The 16,613-nt window shown below is 38.0% G+C and carries 18 protein-coding genes and 1 tRNA gene; 9 read left to right on the top strand and 10 right to left on the bottom strand.

Annotated features, from left to right (window positions below):
• The first annotated feature begins 55 nt into the window (after nucleotides 1-55).
• Entirely contained in the window at nucleotides 56-517 is a 462-nt protein-coding gene (locus ACZZZW_RS18580) for a hypothetical protein (RefSeq protein WP_463495629.1), read from the top strand.
• A 65-nt stretch (nucleotides 518-582) separates the two neighbouring features.
• Here the strand turns inward: ACZZZW_RS18580 and ACZZZW_RS18585 are convergent, their stop codons facing one another.
• Nucleotides 583-975: a DUF983 domain-containing protein gene (locus ACZZZW_RS18585; protein ID WP_463495631.1), complete on the bottom strand. Its 393-nt coding sequence runs from the start codon at nucleotides 973-975 to the stop codon at nucleotides 583-585.
• 111 nt (nucleotides 976-1,086) lie between these two features.
• The gene (locus ACZZZW_RS18590) at nucleotides 1,087-2,073 is read right to left on the bottom strand and encodes a D-alanine--D-alanine ligase (protein ID WP_463495633.1); all 987 of its coding nucleotides are present in this window, start codon (nucleotides 2,071-2,073) and stop codon (nucleotides 1,087-1,089) included.
• Between the two features lie 211 nt (nucleotides 2,074-2,284).
• On the opposite strand from ACZZZW_RS18590, the gene ACZZZW_RS18595 reads away from it, so the two are divergent.
• The 7 genes from ACZZZW_RS18595 to ACZZZW_RS18625 all read left to right on the top strand — a co-directional run bounded on the left by ACZZZW_RS18595 (nucleotide 2,285) and on the right by ACZZZW_RS18625 (nucleotide 7,706).
• Nucleotides 2,285-3,055 (top strand): PASTA domain-containing protein, encoded by a 771-nt coding sequence (locus tag ACZZZW_RS18595; protein ID WP_463495636.1) that lies wholly within the window; start codon nucleotides 2,285-2,287, stop codon nucleotides 3,053-3,055.
• Nucleotides 3,056-3,073: 18 nt separating this feature from the next.
• Nucleotides 3,074-4,129 carry an endolytic transglycosylase MltG gene (gene mltG / locus ACZZZW_RS18600; protein WP_463495638.1) on the top strand — a complete coding sequence of 352 codons (1,056 nt, stop codon included), beginning with the start codon at nucleotides 3,074-3,076 and terminating at the stop codon, nucleotides 4,127-4,129.
• Entirely contained in the window at nucleotides 4,129-4,536 is a 408-nt protein-coding gene (locus ACZZZW_RS18605) for an acyl-CoA thioesterase (protein ID WP_055907751.1), read from the top strand. Before mltG ends, ACZZZW_RS18605 begins: the two co-directional genes overlap by 1 nt.
• Nucleotides 4,537-4,543: 7 nt before the next feature.
• Entirely contained in the window at nucleotides 4,544-5,533 is a 990-nt protein-coding gene (locus tag ACZZZW_RS18610; protein ID WP_463495641.1) for a YihY/virulence factor BrkB family protein, read from the top strand.
• A gap of 94 nt (nucleotides 5,534-5,627) precedes the next feature.
• A tRNA-Ser gene (locus ACZZZW_RS18615) sits at nucleotides 5,628-5,715 on the top strand.
• Between the two features lie 319 nt (nucleotides 5,716-6,034).
• Complete coding sequence (locus tag ACZZZW_RS18620; protein WP_463495643.1) at nucleotides 6,035-7,216, top strand: site-specific integrase; 1,182 nt, start codon at nucleotides 6,035-6,037, stop codon at nucleotides 7,214-7,216.
• Nucleotides 7,217-7,223: 7 nt separating this feature from the next.
• Nucleotides 7,224-7,706 (top strand): ORF6N domain-containing protein, encoded by a 483-nt coding sequence (locus ACZZZW_RS18625; RefSeq protein WP_463495645.1) that lies wholly within the window; start codon nucleotides 7,224-7,226, stop codon nucleotides 7,704-7,706.
• 167 nt (nucleotides 7,707-7,873) lie between these two features.
• Here the strand turns inward: ACZZZW_RS18625 and ACZZZW_RS18630 are convergent, their stop codons facing one another.
• From ACZZZW_RS18630 to ACZZZW_RS18655, 6 genes are all read right to left on the bottom strand, one after another.
• Nucleotides 7,874-8,911, bottom strand: coding sequence for a nucleoid-associated protein (locus ACZZZW_RS18630; protein ID WP_463495647.1), 1,038 nt, complete (start codon nucleotides 8,909-8,911; stop codon nucleotides 7,874-7,876).
• 3 nt (nucleotides 8,912-8,914) lie between these two features.
• A complete protein-coding gene (locus ACZZZW_RS18635) occupies nucleotides 8,915-10,783 on the bottom strand; it encodes a DUF3732 domain-containing protein (RefSeq protein ID WP_463495649.1) in 1,869 nt (622 codons plus the stop codon).
• A complete protein-coding gene (locus tag ACZZZW_RS18640) occupies nucleotides 10,780-11,232 on the bottom strand; it encodes a hypothetical protein (RefSeq protein WP_463495651.1) in 453 nt (150 codons plus the stop codon). The genes ACZZZW_RS18635 and ACZZZW_RS18640 overlap by 4 nt, the downstream gene beginning before the upstream one ends.
• Nucleotides 11,229-12,458, bottom strand: coding sequence for an ABC-three component system protein (locus ACZZZW_RS18645; RefSeq protein ID WP_463495653.1), 1,230 nt, complete (start codon nucleotides 12,456-12,458; stop codon nucleotides 11,229-11,231). The genes ACZZZW_RS18640 and ACZZZW_RS18645 overlap by 4 nt, the downstream gene beginning before the upstream one ends.
• Nucleotides 12,459-12,822: 364 nt before the next feature.
• Entirely contained in the window at nucleotides 12,823-13,242 is a 420-nt protein-coding gene (locus ACZZZW_RS18650; protein ID WP_463495655.1) for a hypothetical protein, read from the bottom strand.
• 187 nt (nucleotides 13,243-13,429) lie between these two features.
• A complete protein-coding gene (locus ACZZZW_RS18655; RefSeq protein WP_463495658.1) occupies nucleotides 13,430-14,557 on the bottom strand; it encodes a sensor histidine kinase in 1,128 nt (375 codons plus the stop codon).
• A gap of 92 nt (nucleotides 14,558-14,649) precedes the next feature.
• Between ACZZZW_RS18655 and ACZZZW_RS18660 the strand changes: the two genes are divergently transcribed.
• On the top strand, nucleotides 14,650-14,802 hold the full coding sequence (locus ACZZZW_RS18660; protein WP_463495660.1) for a hypothetical protein: 153 nt from the start codon (nucleotides 14,650-14,652) through the stop codon (nucleotides 14,800-14,802).
• 23 nt (nucleotides 14,803-14,825) lie between these two features.
• Here the strand turns inward: ACZZZW_RS18660 and ACZZZW_RS18665 are convergent, their stop codons facing one another.
• Both ACZZZW_RS18665 and ACZZZW_RS18670 read right to left on the bottom strand, forming a co-directional pair.
• A complete protein-coding gene (locus tag ACZZZW_RS18665) occupies nucleotides 14,826-15,560 on the bottom strand; it encodes a LytR/AlgR family response regulator transcription factor (RefSeq protein WP_463495662.1) in 735 nt (244 codons plus the stop codon).
• Between the two features lie 516 nt (nucleotides 15,561-16,076).
• Nucleotides 16,077-16,598: a hypothetical protein gene (locus ACZZZW_RS18670; protein WP_463495664.1), complete on the bottom strand. Its 522-nt coding sequence runs from the start codon at nucleotides 16,596-16,598 to the stop codon at nucleotides 16,077-16,079.
• Nucleotides 16,599-16,613: the final 15 nt, after the last annotated feature.

Raw genomic sequence — 16,613 nt, forward strand, 5'->3', positions numbered from 1 at the left:
TCGACTATGCTCAAGCTGACAATATGTTTATATATTTGATACACAAAGACCAAAAATGAAATTACTTTTTAAAACTTACAACTTTCTTGTGCTTTTAGCCGTTTTGCTTCTAATTATTTCATTTTTCATTCCTTTATTCAATCTGGATATTAATCTATATGATACTTATTATGTAATTACAAACATCAATTGTATAAGATATTTAGCTATTTTCTTATTTATTATCGCTTTGTTATATAAACTACTGAGCCCCTATTTAGCCTGGAACACATTAAGCTGGATACATATTATACTATCAATTTCGCTATATTTTGCTGCATCATTTATGAGTTACCGGTTGAGTAAGTTATTTGCTTTGGCAGAATTAACAAATGAAAATTCGATTGATTACTTCGAGCATTACAACACACAAATTATGGTAGCAGTTTCTGGCTTTATACTTGTTCAATTTTCACCTATTATTAATTTAATTGCTGGTTTAACCAAACGAAAGCATTCTTTAGCCAAACATATTTAACGTTTATCCTTAAGAAATAGCACGTAAAACGATAAATTTTGTCGCTTTTCTTATCAAAATACTACTTAATCGCCACTTCCGGGCACATAATGCAAGCCAGGTGTGAGGTAATGCAATAGAATAACCCTCGAATAACGATAATTAATTGGGGAGAGCAATAAAACACCGGCCAATATGAAACCTACATAATACCAGAGGTTTTCATAAACCAAATCAAGACCTAAAACATAGGATGCAACACCGATGGTGATAATTTCAGCAACATTCATGGCGTAACTTACAAACATTGCCACGTAGAAAAAACCAGGTTCGCGCTCGAATTTTAAATTGCAATGTGGGCAGTGCACATTTGTTTTCTGTAATTTAAAAGCATAGGCACTCCCGTTAAAGATATCTCCCTTACGGCAGCGTGGACATTTACATTGTATAAAAGCTTGAAATTTCGATAATACCGCCATAATCTTTCAACAAATTATGTCATTGAGTAGTTTGATTAATCTATGAATTTCTGAATTCCTTATTCGCTTTAATCTTCAAACTATAAGGCTTATGACTTCGAACGAACAAAACTAGCCAAGTGTTTCTTTCATCAAACGTGTATAAAATTCTTTTAATGTAATGCCCATTGCAGCTACTTGCTGAGGAATAAAACTGGTAGCGGTTTGGCCTGGAATGGTATTGATCTCAATAAAATAAAACTTGCCAGTTTCGTGCTCCAGGAAATAATCAACCCTTACCACACCTCTGCAATTCAACTTTTTGTAAACGGCTGTAACTACCTGTTGCACGCGAACCAGTTCTTCATCGCTCATCCTCCCCGGGGTAATTTCTTCAGTAGATCCTGGTGTATATTTGGCTTCGAAATCAAAAAATTCATTCTGAGGGATTACTTCCGTTGTAGGTAAAACCGTGATATTACCCTCGGCACCAAAAACGCCGATTGAAAACTCTCTCCCGCTAACAAATTCTTCGATTAAAATCTGGTCATCTTCCTGAAACGCTTTATCAATCGCACCCTCAAGATCATCAGCATGTTTCACTTTGCTCATGCCGATGCTGCTGCCACCACTGTTTGGTTTTACAAAATAGGGTAATTTTAAATCTTGTTTAATCTTATCCAGACTGTAGTTTCCACCTTTAAATATCTGAACTGATTTTGCTGTATACAAGTGGTCAATTCCTTCTACAATGGCTTTGGTGTACCCTTTATTCATTGTAATTGATGAAGTTAAGGCATCGCAAGTGGTGTAAGGAATGCCCAGCATATCGAAATACCCCTGGAGTTTACCATCTTCGCCCGGCGAACCGTGAATGGCAATAAACACCCCGTCGAACTTTATATTTCTTCCATCAAGTGTTATGGAAAAATCATTTTTATCTACATCAATTTTAACAGAATCGGCAGGCTCATAAAACCATCCCTTATCGTTAAGCATAATTTTATATACATCGTATAAATTTGGATCGATATTTTGGGCAATTGTAGCTGCACTTTTTACCGAAACAACCCATTCGCCTGTGGTACCGCCTGTTAACAACGCAATCGTTTTCTTCATGTCAGAAATCCTTAATTAAATTGAATTTGAATGTAAATATATCCTCAAAAATATAAATATCTTTGTGCTTTAATAATATCGAAGGATAGAAATATTAAATGATTGAATGAGAGAATTAGTTATTGATTGAGTGGTGAATCGGATTCAGTAAGTCATTCGATAATTAAAATAGTTACATTTGAGCTTGTACGCATAACCCAAATTAAGATTCATGTCTAAATTTATAGATTATTTAAAAACCAAATCGTTTAGAAACAACATTTTAGCTGCTATAATAACTGTTGTTGCCCTGCTGTTGATCGCTTTTTTTAGCTTAAGATATTATACAAAACATGGCGAAGGCTTAAATGTGCCAATGGTGAAAGGCTTATCTTTTGAGCAGGCGGTAAAGAAACTGGAAGATGCCGGATTGAAATATGAAGTAGATTCTGTTTTCATCATGGATCAGCCAGCGGGGATTGTAATTGATCAGGATCCTGACCCAAATACCTTTGTTAAAGATAACCGGACGATTTATTTAACCATTAATGCAGGCAAAACACCTAATACCAAATTTCCTGATGTTGCGTTTAAAACCTTACGTGAGGCACAGGCCATAATTGAAAGTTCGAGATTAAAACTTGGTGATACCACTTATAAACCTGATGTAAGCCGTGATGTAGTTTTAGAAGCTTCTTTTGGCGGTCAGCCGATTACAGCCGGGCAGATTGTACCTGTAGGTTCGAGAATCAATCTGGTATTGGGAGACGGACGTGGCAATGAGGAAGTGGATATTCCACAATTAATGGGATTAACCATGGATGAGGCTAAATTTAGTTTAAGGGGTTCAAATTTAAGTTTGGGCACCATTATTTACGATGGACCTATTACCGACAGTGCTGCAGCCATTATTACCAAACAGGATCCTATGTTGGTTGATTCGGTAACCAAAGTAGCTATCGGCACAAAAATCAACATTACATTATCTAACAAACAACAATAAAATACGCACATTATACAGATGACTGAAGTAGAAAAAAAGAACATGAGTACTGGCAAAAAAGCGGCAATTATTGTTGCCCTTGTTGTGATCTTAATTGCCGGTTACTTTGCATTAAACCTTTACAGGCTATATTTTGCCCCTAACGTTACCGAAAACCAAAAATACCTATACATTAAAACCGGAAGCAGCTACGACGATTTAGTTGCTGAAATGAAAAAGAAAGACCTGGTTAAAAGTATTTCTTCTTTTACTGCCGCAGCCGGAAAAATGAACCTGGCTACTAATGTTAAACCAGGGCGTTACCGCCTGAAGAAAGGGATGACGAACCGTACCCTGATCAATTTAATTAAAGCGGGTAACCAGGATCCTGTTAAACTGAAATTTCACAACATCCGCAAGAAAGAAAATTTTGCAGCTTACTTAGCCAGTAACCTGGAGGCTGATTCTTTGAGTTTTATTCATGTTTTGGATTCGACTGCATTAATTAGCAAGTATGGCTTTAACCAGGATAATGTTTACGCCATGTTTATCCCCAATACTTACGAAATGTACTGGAATATTTCGCCAGTTGATTTCTTTGAGCGTATGCATAAAGAATACGATAAATTTTGGACGGCAGATCGTAAGCAAAAGGCAGCAAGTTTAAACCTCACTCCTGCTCAGGTATACACCCTGGCTTCTATCGTTGATGCTGAAGCACTTTACGATAAAGAAATGCCAATTATAGCTGGCCTGTATTTGAACCGTTTAAATAAGGGAATATTATTGCAGGCCGACCCGACAGTTATTTTTGCCAATAATGATTTTACTGTTAAAAGGGTAACCGGCAGATTATTGCAGGTACAATCGCTTTACAACACATATAAATATGCCGGCTTGCCTCCGGGCCCGATTATGATGCCGAGTATTAATGCCATTGATGCCGTGCTTAACCGCGACCAGAACAATTACATTTACATGTGTGCGAAAGAAGATTTTTCGGGCTACCATAACTTTGCGGCTGATAAAGCTCAGCACGAAATTAATGCAAGAAAATACCGTGAGGCTTTAAATAAAAGAAATATATTTAAATAATGTATAGCCACAGCACAAAAATCAGGGTTCGTTATGGCGAAACCGATCAGATGGGTTATATGTATTATGGTAATTATGCCCAATATTATGAGGTTGGCCGTGTAGAAATGTTGCGAAGTTTGGGCATGAGTTACAGCGCAATGGAAGCCGATGGCATTATGATGCCTGTTTTAGAATTGAAATGCAAATACATTAAACCTGCACTTTACGATCAGGAGATTACCGTAAAAACAATTATTAAAACATTACCGGGTATCAGGATTTTCTTTGATTATGAGTTATATAATGAGAAAGAAGAATTGATAAATATTGGGGCTACCACCCTTGTATTTGTAGATATGCATAAAAACAAACCCACAAACCCGCCACAGAACTTTATGGAGAAGTTATCGGTATTTTTTAAGTAACAATAAAATGGAATGGTTACACAGGCAATTATTACATGTTAAGCTCTATTCGCGGTTTATCGAATGGACCAAAGGCTGTATATTGCCCGGTTTTAGTCCACTCCCATTGTATACAGTGGCCACATTTTTCTTTCGCGAAATCGGAAAAGATTCACTGGTAAATAAATCTTCTTCTCTGGCTTATAGTTTTATGCTGGCCATTTTTCCGGGTATTATTTTCCTTTTTACATTAATTCCCTTTATCCCGATTAAAGGTTTCCAGGATCAGCTTTTAAACTTAATACAACTGGTATTGCCACACAATGCCTTTGATGCTTTTGAAGCCACTTTAAAAGATATCATCAAAAATCAGAACAGGGGCTTATTATCTTTTGGTTTCCTTTCGGCGATATTTTTTGCTACCAATGGCGTTAAAAACCTGATGAAAGCTTTTAATAAATCATCGCTGATTATTGAAACCAGAGGCTGGTTAAAACAGCGTTTAATAGCCTTGGTACTTACCACAATTATTTGCTTTTCAATTATTATCTGCATTAGTGCAATGGCCCTTGGCGAGGTACTATTAAATAAAATTACCAACGAATTGCACATTAAAGATAGCTTTTTAGTTTACGCTGTTCAATTTACACGATGGGCTTTGTTGGCTACCCTCTACTTTATTACCATTTCTATTTTATACCGATATGGGCCCTCACATACCAAAAAATGGCGATTATTTAGTGCTGGATCGTGGCTTGCCACAATTTTAGCCTTCATTACCATTTGGGGGTTTTCCTTCTATATCAATCACTTTGCTTCATATAACAAAGTTTACGGCTCTATTGGTACACTAATCGTTGTGATGATCTGGTTATATTTAAATTCGTTGATTTTATTAATCGGTTTCGAATTAAATGCCAGCGTTGATGTAAGCAAACGGAGCGTTAAGATTATCCGCCCTACGTTTAATCTTTTCAAAAAATCTGAGCCAATAGAAGAAAACATACAGAAAAAATAATTTTTTCTCCCTCTGTGTTAAGGAATTATCAAGTTTAAATAAAAAAAAAGCATTCGGAGTTTGCAGTTTTAAGCTGAGTTTGTACTTTTGCAGCGGAGAGCTGGCAGAGTGGTCGAATGCGGCAGTCTTGAAAACTGTTGACTGTAACAGGTCCGGGGGTTCGAATCCCTCGCTCTCCGCCAAATTAGTTTTAAAATGCTTCGAAAGCCCGCAAATCGTATGATAGCGGGCTTTTTGCTTTTCCGGTATACCATTTCATTCACTCAATCAGATAGTTGAAGTGAGAGATGCGGTGAGTTCCAAAGGGAAATTCAAAACACTCACCGAATACGACTTAAACCTTTAATTATCAAGCTGTTTAGCGATTAAACATCTTGATTTGATTTGCCTGCAAAGTTAGATTTGTTAACCATTAAGATGAGTACTATGAAAACTAATTTTAGCTTGCTCTTTTATTTAAAGAGGCAAAAAAACTATCAATCTGGACCTGTAGCTATCTAAATGCGGATTACTGTCAACGGAAAGCGGGTGGAAATTACTTCCGGAAGATCATGCGAACCCAGTCAATGGAATACTGTAAATGGCCGGAGCAGTGGAAAGAAAGAAGATTCGAAATCTCTAAATGCCTATCTGGATGATCTTCAATTTAAGATCCATGAGGCCCATCGTCAATTAACACTTCATAATGAAGAAGTCACAGCAATCTCTATCAGAGATAGATTTCTTGGAAAACAAGGAAACCATCATACTATAATAGGCGTATTCAAGGAACATAACAGAAAGTTGGAGATCCTCATCGGGTCAGAATATACGAAGGGGACCGCTGAGCGATATCGCACATCATTAAAGCACACTATAGACTTTTTGCAATGGAAATATTCTGCAGCAGATATGGATCTACGGAAAGTAAATCATGAGTTCATAACAGAATATGATTTTTACCTTAGAACAGTCCGGAAATGCAATAATAATACTGCTGTGAAGTATTTAAAGAATTTCGGAAAGATCATCAGGATTTGTTTAGCCAACGAATGGATGTCAATAGATCCATTCCTGAACTATAAGCGCAAAGTAAAACCAGTTGAAAGAATCTGCCTGGACGAAAGAGAAATTGCCCGGATCGCATCAAAAGAAATGGTCAGCGAGAGGTTAGAGCAGGTCAGAGATATTTTCCTTTTCTGCTGTTATACAGGACTCTCCTACATCGATGTCAAACAGTTAAGGGTTACAGACATTGTTCTTGGAGTTGACGGGGAAGAATGGATTTCCATAAAGAGGCAAAAAACCAACGTACCGTCTCAAATACCGCTGTTGCCAAACGCCCTGACCTTAATTGATAGGTATAAGAAAACAGAAGCCTGGAAAATTACAGGCAGGATATTCCCGGTTCTAAGCAATCAAAAAATGAATAGTTACCTGAAAGAGATTTCTGAAGTTTGCGGAATAAACAAACTCATAACTTTTCACATCGCAAGACACACGTTCGCAACAACGGTGACGATGCTAAAAGGTGTTCCCATTGAAAGCGTTTCGAAAATGCTTGGACACACTAATATCCGAACGACACAGCATTATGCCAAAATATTGGATATAAAAGTAGGTGCCGACATGGCCAAACTGAGAGCAATGGCAAACCATGAGCCAATCAATTTCAGGGAAGAATCTAATATCCAGATAAAATAAGATGAGCATGAACACTAGCGAAAAAGTTATCAATCTAACTGATGATCTCATTATCAATAAGATTTATATAATCAGGAACCAAAAGGTTATGCTCGACGAAGACTTGGCAGAACTTTATCTTGTAACGACAGGAAACCTTAATAAAGCTGTTTCTAGAAACATCAATAGATTTCCGGAAGATTTTATGTTTAGGCTAACTGAAGATGAATTCAAACACTTGCTCTTCCAAAATGGAATAGCAAGTTGGGGAGGCCGGCGGCAGGCACCCAACGTTTTTACTGAAGCCGGTGTAGCAATACTCTCTGGCGTACTTTCAAGTGAACGGGCAGTAAATGTTAATATACAGATCATGCGAATCTTCACCCGTATGAGGAAGATGCTTTCCGATAACAGTGAGCTTAGGATTGAAATTGAAAAAATTAAACAGAAAGCAGATAGCCCTTTGTGCCTAAAAATAAGGCCTATAGAATCACCACCACTTATTTCATAACCCAGTTCTTGGAAAAATCCTTTTCGCTCTGAAGGTTTTAAAGCCAGCGTCTGCTGAAGTGTACCAAAGCTAATAACTTTTTTATCTGAAGTCGATGAACAGGAAAAAACAGAGAGCAATCCACCAATTACCATCAGTGCTTTAATCATTCTCATATTTATTGAAGTCTATTTTTCTTCGTCATAATAAATTTTATAGAATTTTCTTCCATCACGCTCAACCCCTTTTTCGATGAGTTCGTTATTGCCGTGAATATGAATATCAAAGTTTCTGTCGAGTTTTAGCACGCTTTTAAAAACCCTTGCCTGTTTTTTCACAGCCTGCGGGGAAATTTCAAAAGTATCTCTAATTTCAACCTCGTTGTGCTGGCGGTAATTATCATCAAACCTGCGGAAAGATTCTATCACATTTTCATTAACAAAAACTTCCTCTTCAAACTCCTGCTTGTCAAAAGTTTCGTGCTTTTTGAAATAATCCACAGAGCGGTTAAGCAGTTCTATCTGCTCAGACTTATCAACCTCAAAATCCTCGGTAAGCTGCTTGGTCACAAACTGTTTGGCAATGCCTAGAAACTGATTTGTCTGATGAAATTCGTTTTTCACAGTGTGGACACTCAGGAAATCATCCTTCCAATAAACCGCCTCAGCGCCTTTATTTGTATTATCCACCACAGCTACGGTAAAGCCGTTTTCTTTTCCGGTATCAAAGATCAAACATCCCTTATCCAGTTTATTGAGATTAATTCCTTTTTCGCTGTGTAGGTCATAACCATTTTTCGAAGGTTGGATCTTCAAGAAAGTATCTTTGTTTTCCGATTTAAAAATACCGATTGCATCCAGGCTGGTTCCATCAATAACACAATCTGTGAAATAAATCATATAAAGCTCTCCTGACTTAATTTTCGGATGGACACTTTTGTCATACAGATAACGTGCAGCATTCTGGGACTGCTCAACAAAACTATCACTCGACCCGAAAACGGAAGAAATGAAAGTATATACAGGATTGAGCTCCAATGTAGGCACAAAATAGAAATTAAACAGTTCATCAAATTTGAAGTTACTATTTATCAGTAATTTGAAATCTTCTTCTGCTGATCCAAAATCGGTAGTGCTGTCCGAAAAGCGGACACCTTCATCATTGTTCTTATTGCCTACAAAATGGATAACTAGTTTATCCATTTTGCCTAAAAGCATATTCTGCATATCTTAATTTTTATATATATCGTCCGGTATCAACCCCACCCCATTGATGAATTCAGCAACGGTATGGAAATAGGTCAGGTTATTATCTTCCCAGTAATCCCTGGGCGCATGTTCGACCATAAAGATCTGGAATTGTTCTTTCTTTTCCTCAACAATATAACCGATAAAAGAATTAAGAAGGGAAAAAGCATCAACAAGTTTTTTCTTGTCATTATTTCCCTGGCCATCATTTCCCGAATAATAAGGTATACTAGGCTGATCAATAAATAGGAACTGTGGTACATGTTGCTGCCCAACTTCTATCATGTGTTCGTGGAGCCCAAGGTAAAAACAAAGGTGCATCAACATATAATTCGATTTGCTGCCGACATTATCCAATGGAAACAGTTGTCCAGGAGGAAGCAGCTGCAGAATCATCTCTGTTTCATCAAAACGGGTTTCACTGTCCCCATAGGTAGATAAGGAACTCAACAGGTTATAATTGCGTTGTATACTTTTGTTCAGGTTTGTTTTCATTGTAAAACCCACGCTCTTATTTTCCTCAGGAATCTTCTCCATTAGCAGTTTATCTTCATTCAACCTATTCAACAGAACAGTATCGACAGGCTTAACACCTTCCCGACTGAGAATCTGCTCGTATGCATACTTGATCTCCCCAAGGCGGATATATTTCTCTCCCTCTGTCATAAAATTCTGCTTAATCAAATTGAGATCGGCAATTTCTTTTTCAACTGCCTTTAATGACCCACTGAGTTCCTTTAAATCTCCCGAAACCTTCACCGGTTCAGCAACCTTCCGGCCTAGGCTGTTCTTAATTTCCCTTAACGATGTCTCCAATGAATCTACAAATAGCTTTGTTTCATAAGACTCTACCAATTGATCAGATAAACGCTGATTCAAAAAATCTATAGGCTGCAGGCTATCGGCGCATTTTACCAGGTTACGCCTATAGAGATCAAACTCCTGCTTGTATTTATTAATAGCATTGATCTGAACCTTAAGGTTATCCCTATTCCTGCCCAGGCTATCTATCTGAAAGAAAACCGCGGATGCATCCGCTGCCTTTTGATTATTGGAAATTACATTCTGCAATACATCGGTTGCGGCCTGCATATCGGAGATTACCTCATCATACCCCAAAAACCCGAATTCCCTGCATTTTTCTATTAAACGGAAAATGTCATTAAAGTAGGCCTTGGTCTTTTTCTCATTGTTCTTCTCCTGGTTTTTTAGTCTATTGAGGTCGTTTTCAATCTGTACCAAGCGTTCGTTTGCTTTGATATTATCCATATCATTAACACCGATGACCAGATCGAAAATATGCTCAAGCGCACGGTCATATTCTTCCTTGCCGTAAAAAGCAGTGTCGAAATAAGTCTTTGAAGTACCAATAATATCTTCGGTCAAAGAATTAAAGAGCAAAAAATATCGGTACGAAAGGTTAAATGTTGTTGCCCCCTGATTTTTGCCATGCGGAAACCGCAATTCATCCGTAATCCCAAATTCAATATCCAAAATGGATTTAATCTCTGCAATTCCCATATTAGCTTCAGGGATTCCTGGCAACGGTCCAAAAGCAAAAAAAACTTCGCTGGATGACGTTCCCAGAACAGGGGCTTTTCTTGCAATCGAAATTTCTTTGTCATTAATGGACAAGTTGATACTCAACCAGAGTACCTTCTGGTTAACCGTATTGGCTATATTTACCTTGCCTGAAAGCAGGCAAAAGTCTATAATGCTCCAAAAACTGGTTTTTCCGGTAGTGGCATCTCCCGTGATGACATTGACCTTATCAGCAAGGAAGTAGTAACTTTTAGGTGCTGCAGATTCATCTCTGAACCAGAGTTTTATTTCGTTGAGTATAAATCTCATAGCTGTATTCTGAATATTTTATAAAGTTGGGGAGTCGTGAATTTTTTAGTCATATCCAGATATATCGGAATAACTTTTTCGATTTTTGCAAACCTTTCCCCCAGGTCGGCGTCCGCCATATCGAAAAACCCAATACCAGAGACAGCATTTCCAATCTTTATCTGGTTGCCCTTTTTTAAAAGTAAAAGGGAGTTTACAGTAACGGGAAGCAATGCGAGATAGCGTTTATTGAAAGCGGCGAATATCCGTTGTTCAGCCAAAACAAGCGCGTGAAGCTCAAAATGGGTTTGGTGATTACGCAAAATAAAATTGACCGTCCGGTCATCCATCAAAAATGGAAGTGCAATACAACAACGTGCCAGATCAATCGAAGCGAGACGGTTTGTAATAGAAAGAAGTATACAACTGGCTAAGGCCTCGTTATTGTAGGTATAATAAATCTGTTTCATGGCTTCTTATATTTATTTTCCCAGTCATAATGCCAACCTATCTGCATTTGGTCCGTAAGCGCATAAAATTGTCCATTGCTGAGCTCTAGCCCCAAAGCATTGCCCTCAATTTTAAGGTCCTGTCTCCTAAGAAAATATACCAGATCTGCACCAAGTGAACATATCTCTTCCTCAAGATCGGCAATTGGGATCCCTGCCTTTTGTTTCTTTTTTATTTCTTTATATCCTGCATCAAATTCATTCTCCCATAACAGCAACGTTTCTTTCTGAAATTCATCCATTTCGGTTGGTAAAACAAAATTTCCATCTACCCAATAAGAAAAATAGTTTAGAGTCTGGAGCATTTGACTGGTATAATCATAAATCTTTGGTGAGCCCTTATCGACAATCCCGAGATCGAGCAGCTGAATAATAAACAATTGGGTCTCTAGATCGTCCGGGGGGAATATTGGCATATCCCTTCGTGGAAGCTTTTTCTTCTCATAAGCCATATTAAAGCATTTCCCAAACCTATCGTTAAAATCATCAACACTTATGGTAAATTCTTTCCGGTCTTTGATGTCCGTGTATTTAGCTTTAAGCATGTTTGATGACAAACTATCAAAAATAGGTTCTACATACCGGGCATCCCTGCAATTTTCGCGAATCTTATTTTTCACCCTATTGATGATCTCATCCACGCCGGTCTCGATTGTAATATGGGCAAGAAAAATCTTTTGACTTTCTTTTACCATTGAAAGAATTGTACCGATATAACCTTCGATTGTCACTTCAGTTGTTTTATCCCTAAGCCCTTTAAGTACTGCCAATATTTTATTTAGGTCACCATCCAGTTTAAAAGTTGCTATTGCATCGATGATGGTGTTTGAATCCTCACTTTTATTTGTAATCAGCCTATAAAAATGTTTTTTAATAAAATCAGTACCCATTTTATCAGCATTGATCATTTCTGCCCAATTACCAAGCGTTTTCCATAGATCCGTATCCAGCGAGGTTAAATTTGATGGGTTTCCAGAACTGTTAGTCCTGACTGTATGTTTCATCTGAAAAAGAACAGTAGTCCCATCCTGCCTATCAATATGGACATCATCCTTCACTTCAAAGCCAACACTTTCACCTGTTTTCAGTTCAAGAGCGATAAGCATAAAAAAGTAAAACTGATAATCAAATCCGATCGATTGAGGACCAGCGGTATGATCTTTTTGAACAGCTAAAATATCATCCATATACTTAAAAAATTAATCCGAAGTCATTATTTACCCATGTTCTCTTTTCACATGCCATATCCATGTTTTCATGATCTGTGTCAAACAGACAAGAAACACTAACCAACTTCGCCCAAAAGCAACTGATCACACGATAGCCTAAGGCTATTATTCCATTGTTCATAGCCTTTATTTTATCCATCTACCTATGTTATATAAGCTCTGAATTTAAGCCCTATCCAAAAAGGTAAAAACATTATTATTTGCAACAGGGCAGCCAAAAGAGGAAACCAAACAAAAGCAAACCGATCCCCCTTCAACGCCCGAATTCTCCCTTTCCAAGACAAAAAAACATGCAGAACATATTACTACATCCTGCAATGTCTCAGCCGAGAGCGCCGTCAGTACCCTGACTAGACGGAGTAAGTTCTATATCTTTTAAGAAACCCATAAAATCTTGAAGGACATTGGAGATGTGGTCGAGCTGATGATCCAGAAAGTCCGTTACCACGGGATCATGGTGCATTATGAAAATATGCTTGATGTTATTCTCATGTTCCATAAGAAGACTCCCTATCTTTTCAATCTGATCTCCGGTAGTAAGTGGCAATAAGGGGCCATCAACACCATTCCGAGCTGCAAATGCCCCTAAACCACCAACTGTCCAGATCTGTCTGGAACTGAATAGAAAAAGTAAACTGTCAAAACATTGGAGGAGTGCACTGTGGCGGATGTAATATGCCATCCCCGCCCTTGACCTATCCGATGGATTTGTACGCCAGAAAAGATCAAAGTCATCACGCATAATTCGTGCCCTGGTGACGCTTTTAAATAAAGCGGCAAAAAGGTTTTCCGCTGTAATGATCTCTTTCTTCATTTTATATAAATCGAGGCGACATACTATAAAATTGATTAATAAGATCCTAAAATTAATATTAAACGGACAAAAGAAAGGGTTTCCTACACCAAATGGAATATTTTGGGGATAAACTTTAATTGAGGTTTGTGACCAGAAGCATTTTACGCTCCTGTTGCTGAAGTATCCTAGTCACTGGGATCGCAATCCTGGTTTTAAAAAGCTCGCCCTCCTGGGCAAAATAAAAGGAAATGTCCCCTCCATAAGCGTAACGCAGACGCTCCCCTATATTCTTCATACCGGCCGCCGTCCCCACAGGTCTTGGCGTTAAATTCATTGCATTACTGGTTGAGATCACCAGTTTATCCTCTTCAATAACTACAATGATCTGAACCTCATGTTTGGGATGACCGACATTACCGTGTTTAAAAATATTTTCAACCAGTGTAAGCAAAACCAAGGGAATAAAACGCAGCTCGAATACCTCATCAGCATAAAAGGTCATAATCTGTAGTTCCATATTCTTGCGCAGCTGATAGAGATAAATCAGTTTATCCACCTGCTCGATCTCTGCACCAAATTGTACTGTGTCATCCAGTTCCCCAGAATCGACAGCGTAACGCATCATGTCAGATAGTGCCATTACAGCCTCTGAAGCATCATTAGAATGGCTACCTATACTGTGATAAATAAAATCGAGGGTATTGAAAAGAAAATGCGGGTTGATCTGTGCTTTTAAAAAATCATTCTGAGCCTTGGAAAGCGTGCGTTTCATTCTTTCTTCCTCGATAACCTGTTCAAGGCGCTGCTTTTCAAGCAGCTCCTTTTCTCCGCGTTCCATAAGGTAACTTTTCAGAAAGAAATAAGCAGCCGAAAAACCGAACACATAGATCCATCGGTAAAGAATTTTCGAACTGTATCCCCAGCTAAGCGAAAGCGGCTCCGTGCGGCTGACAAAATGATAACGGACCATTATAAGATCTGTTGCAAAGTTGCCAAACAAAAAAATCCCATAAAGCAGGATCACCGCGAGAGGTAGTCTCCATACCGCCTGCTGTTTATACCTAAGCGCCACTGGCAGCAGCGCAAGGGCAGAAAGATAAAAGATTCCAATTGTGATCAGGTAATGGGAAATATAATTTACCGGATTGCCGAAGCTCCCCACCATTAGCCCTATGGCTACCACTTCATAAGAAATGAATAGAGACCAGATCAGAAAATGTAACCAATATAGCTCCAGCCATGCTGAAATAGTTTTTTTCATGTGCTTTTTCCTTTGTAAGTAGAATAGTAAAGGTACTGTGTAAGTTCTTTTTACCACCCTTGGGGACCCGCTAGTTTTCATAAAAAAACATTATGAAACAGCAAAAAAACCCACTTAAGGCGAGAACCGTATTTGTTTTCAGATCTTCAAAAAAACAGGAAAGAAAATATGAGACCAATCCCACTGATGCAACTACAATAACCTATACCACAACTGCAACGGGAACGGGAATTATCTACTTTTAAACCGATTTTACAGGGCAGGCCGCTTACCCTTTGCGTTTTGCCCTGTAAAGTTTCCCCTCTACAAATTCATTAAAATATTTCCTGTAATAATCTCCTACGCTGATCTTGGTACCGTTCACCATTTTAATCGTATTTCCTTCAATATAATCAATATAATTCTGGGCAATAATAAAGCTGCGCTGGAACTGTAAAAATCCATGATGAGCAAGGAGTTTTTTTGAAATTTCTGACAGGGTGGTATAAGTGAGTATACTCTTATCCACTGTATGCACCTGAACATAGTTCATCTTACTTTCGACAGCCACAATATCTTCATACCTGATTTTGATCAGGCGGAGATTCTCTTCCTTACTCTTGATAAACATAAAATCATCCTCCGGATCATGCCCGTCCAGACCGTTTTTATGCGGAAAAAGTTTATTGAAAGTAACCGTAAATTTTCCCTGCGAATAAGGCTTCAATAGAAAAGCGTCAGCCTCCACCTCAAAAGCCTCATAAGCATATTGTTTATGGGCAGTGGTAAAGACAAGTTTCCCAGTCTTATCCCGGACTTCCTTTGCGAGCTCCACCCCGGTAATGCCCGGCATATCCACATCCAGAAAAATCAGATCCACTGCTTCGCCAGCCGTAATTTCAACCAGGGCCTTTAAAGGATCGGTATAACTCCGGACAAGTTGTAATTGTGGAATGGTATCAATGTACCTCTTCAACCCCGCCACCGCATGCGGCTCATCATCAACTATTATACACTTATACATGCTCAGCTTTCTATTTGGGTTTTAAAGATAGGGCTTTAATTTTTTTTCGGCCATCTTTTTCCCCAAAAAAAGGACTTACGTGTAGAAAATCAGTCTTTTTTTTGAGACAATTGTCAAACATTATGTCAGATACAGAACCGATAAGTATCGGATATTTAATAACAGAGGCATTAAGGGGCTAACCATTTCATCTAGGATCTCCATCAAAAAGAACTAAAAAAGAAACGAAAATTATGCTCTACAAGCTCCAATAGCCATTCTAAGGTTAAATAACTAATTTAAAAACAGACCTAAAATCAAAAAAGCCCCTCTAAATTCTGATTTTGAAAATGAAGTTTAAGGAGATCAAAACGGCCAATTTGACAGGAACAGGTGGTCACTCCAAAGCGAAATGGAGTGACAGTGATTCATCCTGGATTTACTTGTCGTTTCTGGGTTACAATATTAGAATCAGTTTACATCTTCTGATCTCTTTCTATTTTTTTAGCGAAATAACAGTCTTACCCATTAAGAAATTTACTGACCACCTTCAAAAATATCGATCACACCAGTATCAACTTTCTCAATAAGATATGGATCATGTGTAATCTTGTAAAGATTTTTTTCGAAGTCAATTCCATAGAAGTCGCCATCCGCTATATCAAGTAAATGGAAGTATTCCTTGTTATCTAAATTAACCGTATAAACATCATTGGCATTAACAAACTCCAGTTCCTTTGGAGTAAGTATTTTCTTTAATCTAGCAAAATCGATATTGTCACGAAACTTAATTTTCATGTGTGCAACATCGATTTTTTTAGTATCGATTTTAAATTTACTCTGGTTTTTGATAGCATATCCATCAACAGTACCAAATGAAAAGAAAATGGAATATTCAAGATAAGAATCGGAAATACAATCATAAACTAGCATCCCAAATACTTCAAAATCCCGGCCCTTTGGATCATTAATAGCGTTGATTATCTCAGCATCACGTGTAAAACCAACGTAACCAGGGATCGATGGATTACCAATCGAAACACCTTTTAGTAGTCCCAATTCTATTTGGTTGAT

It is taken from the genome of Pedobacter sp. AC379, assembly GCF_979258145.1.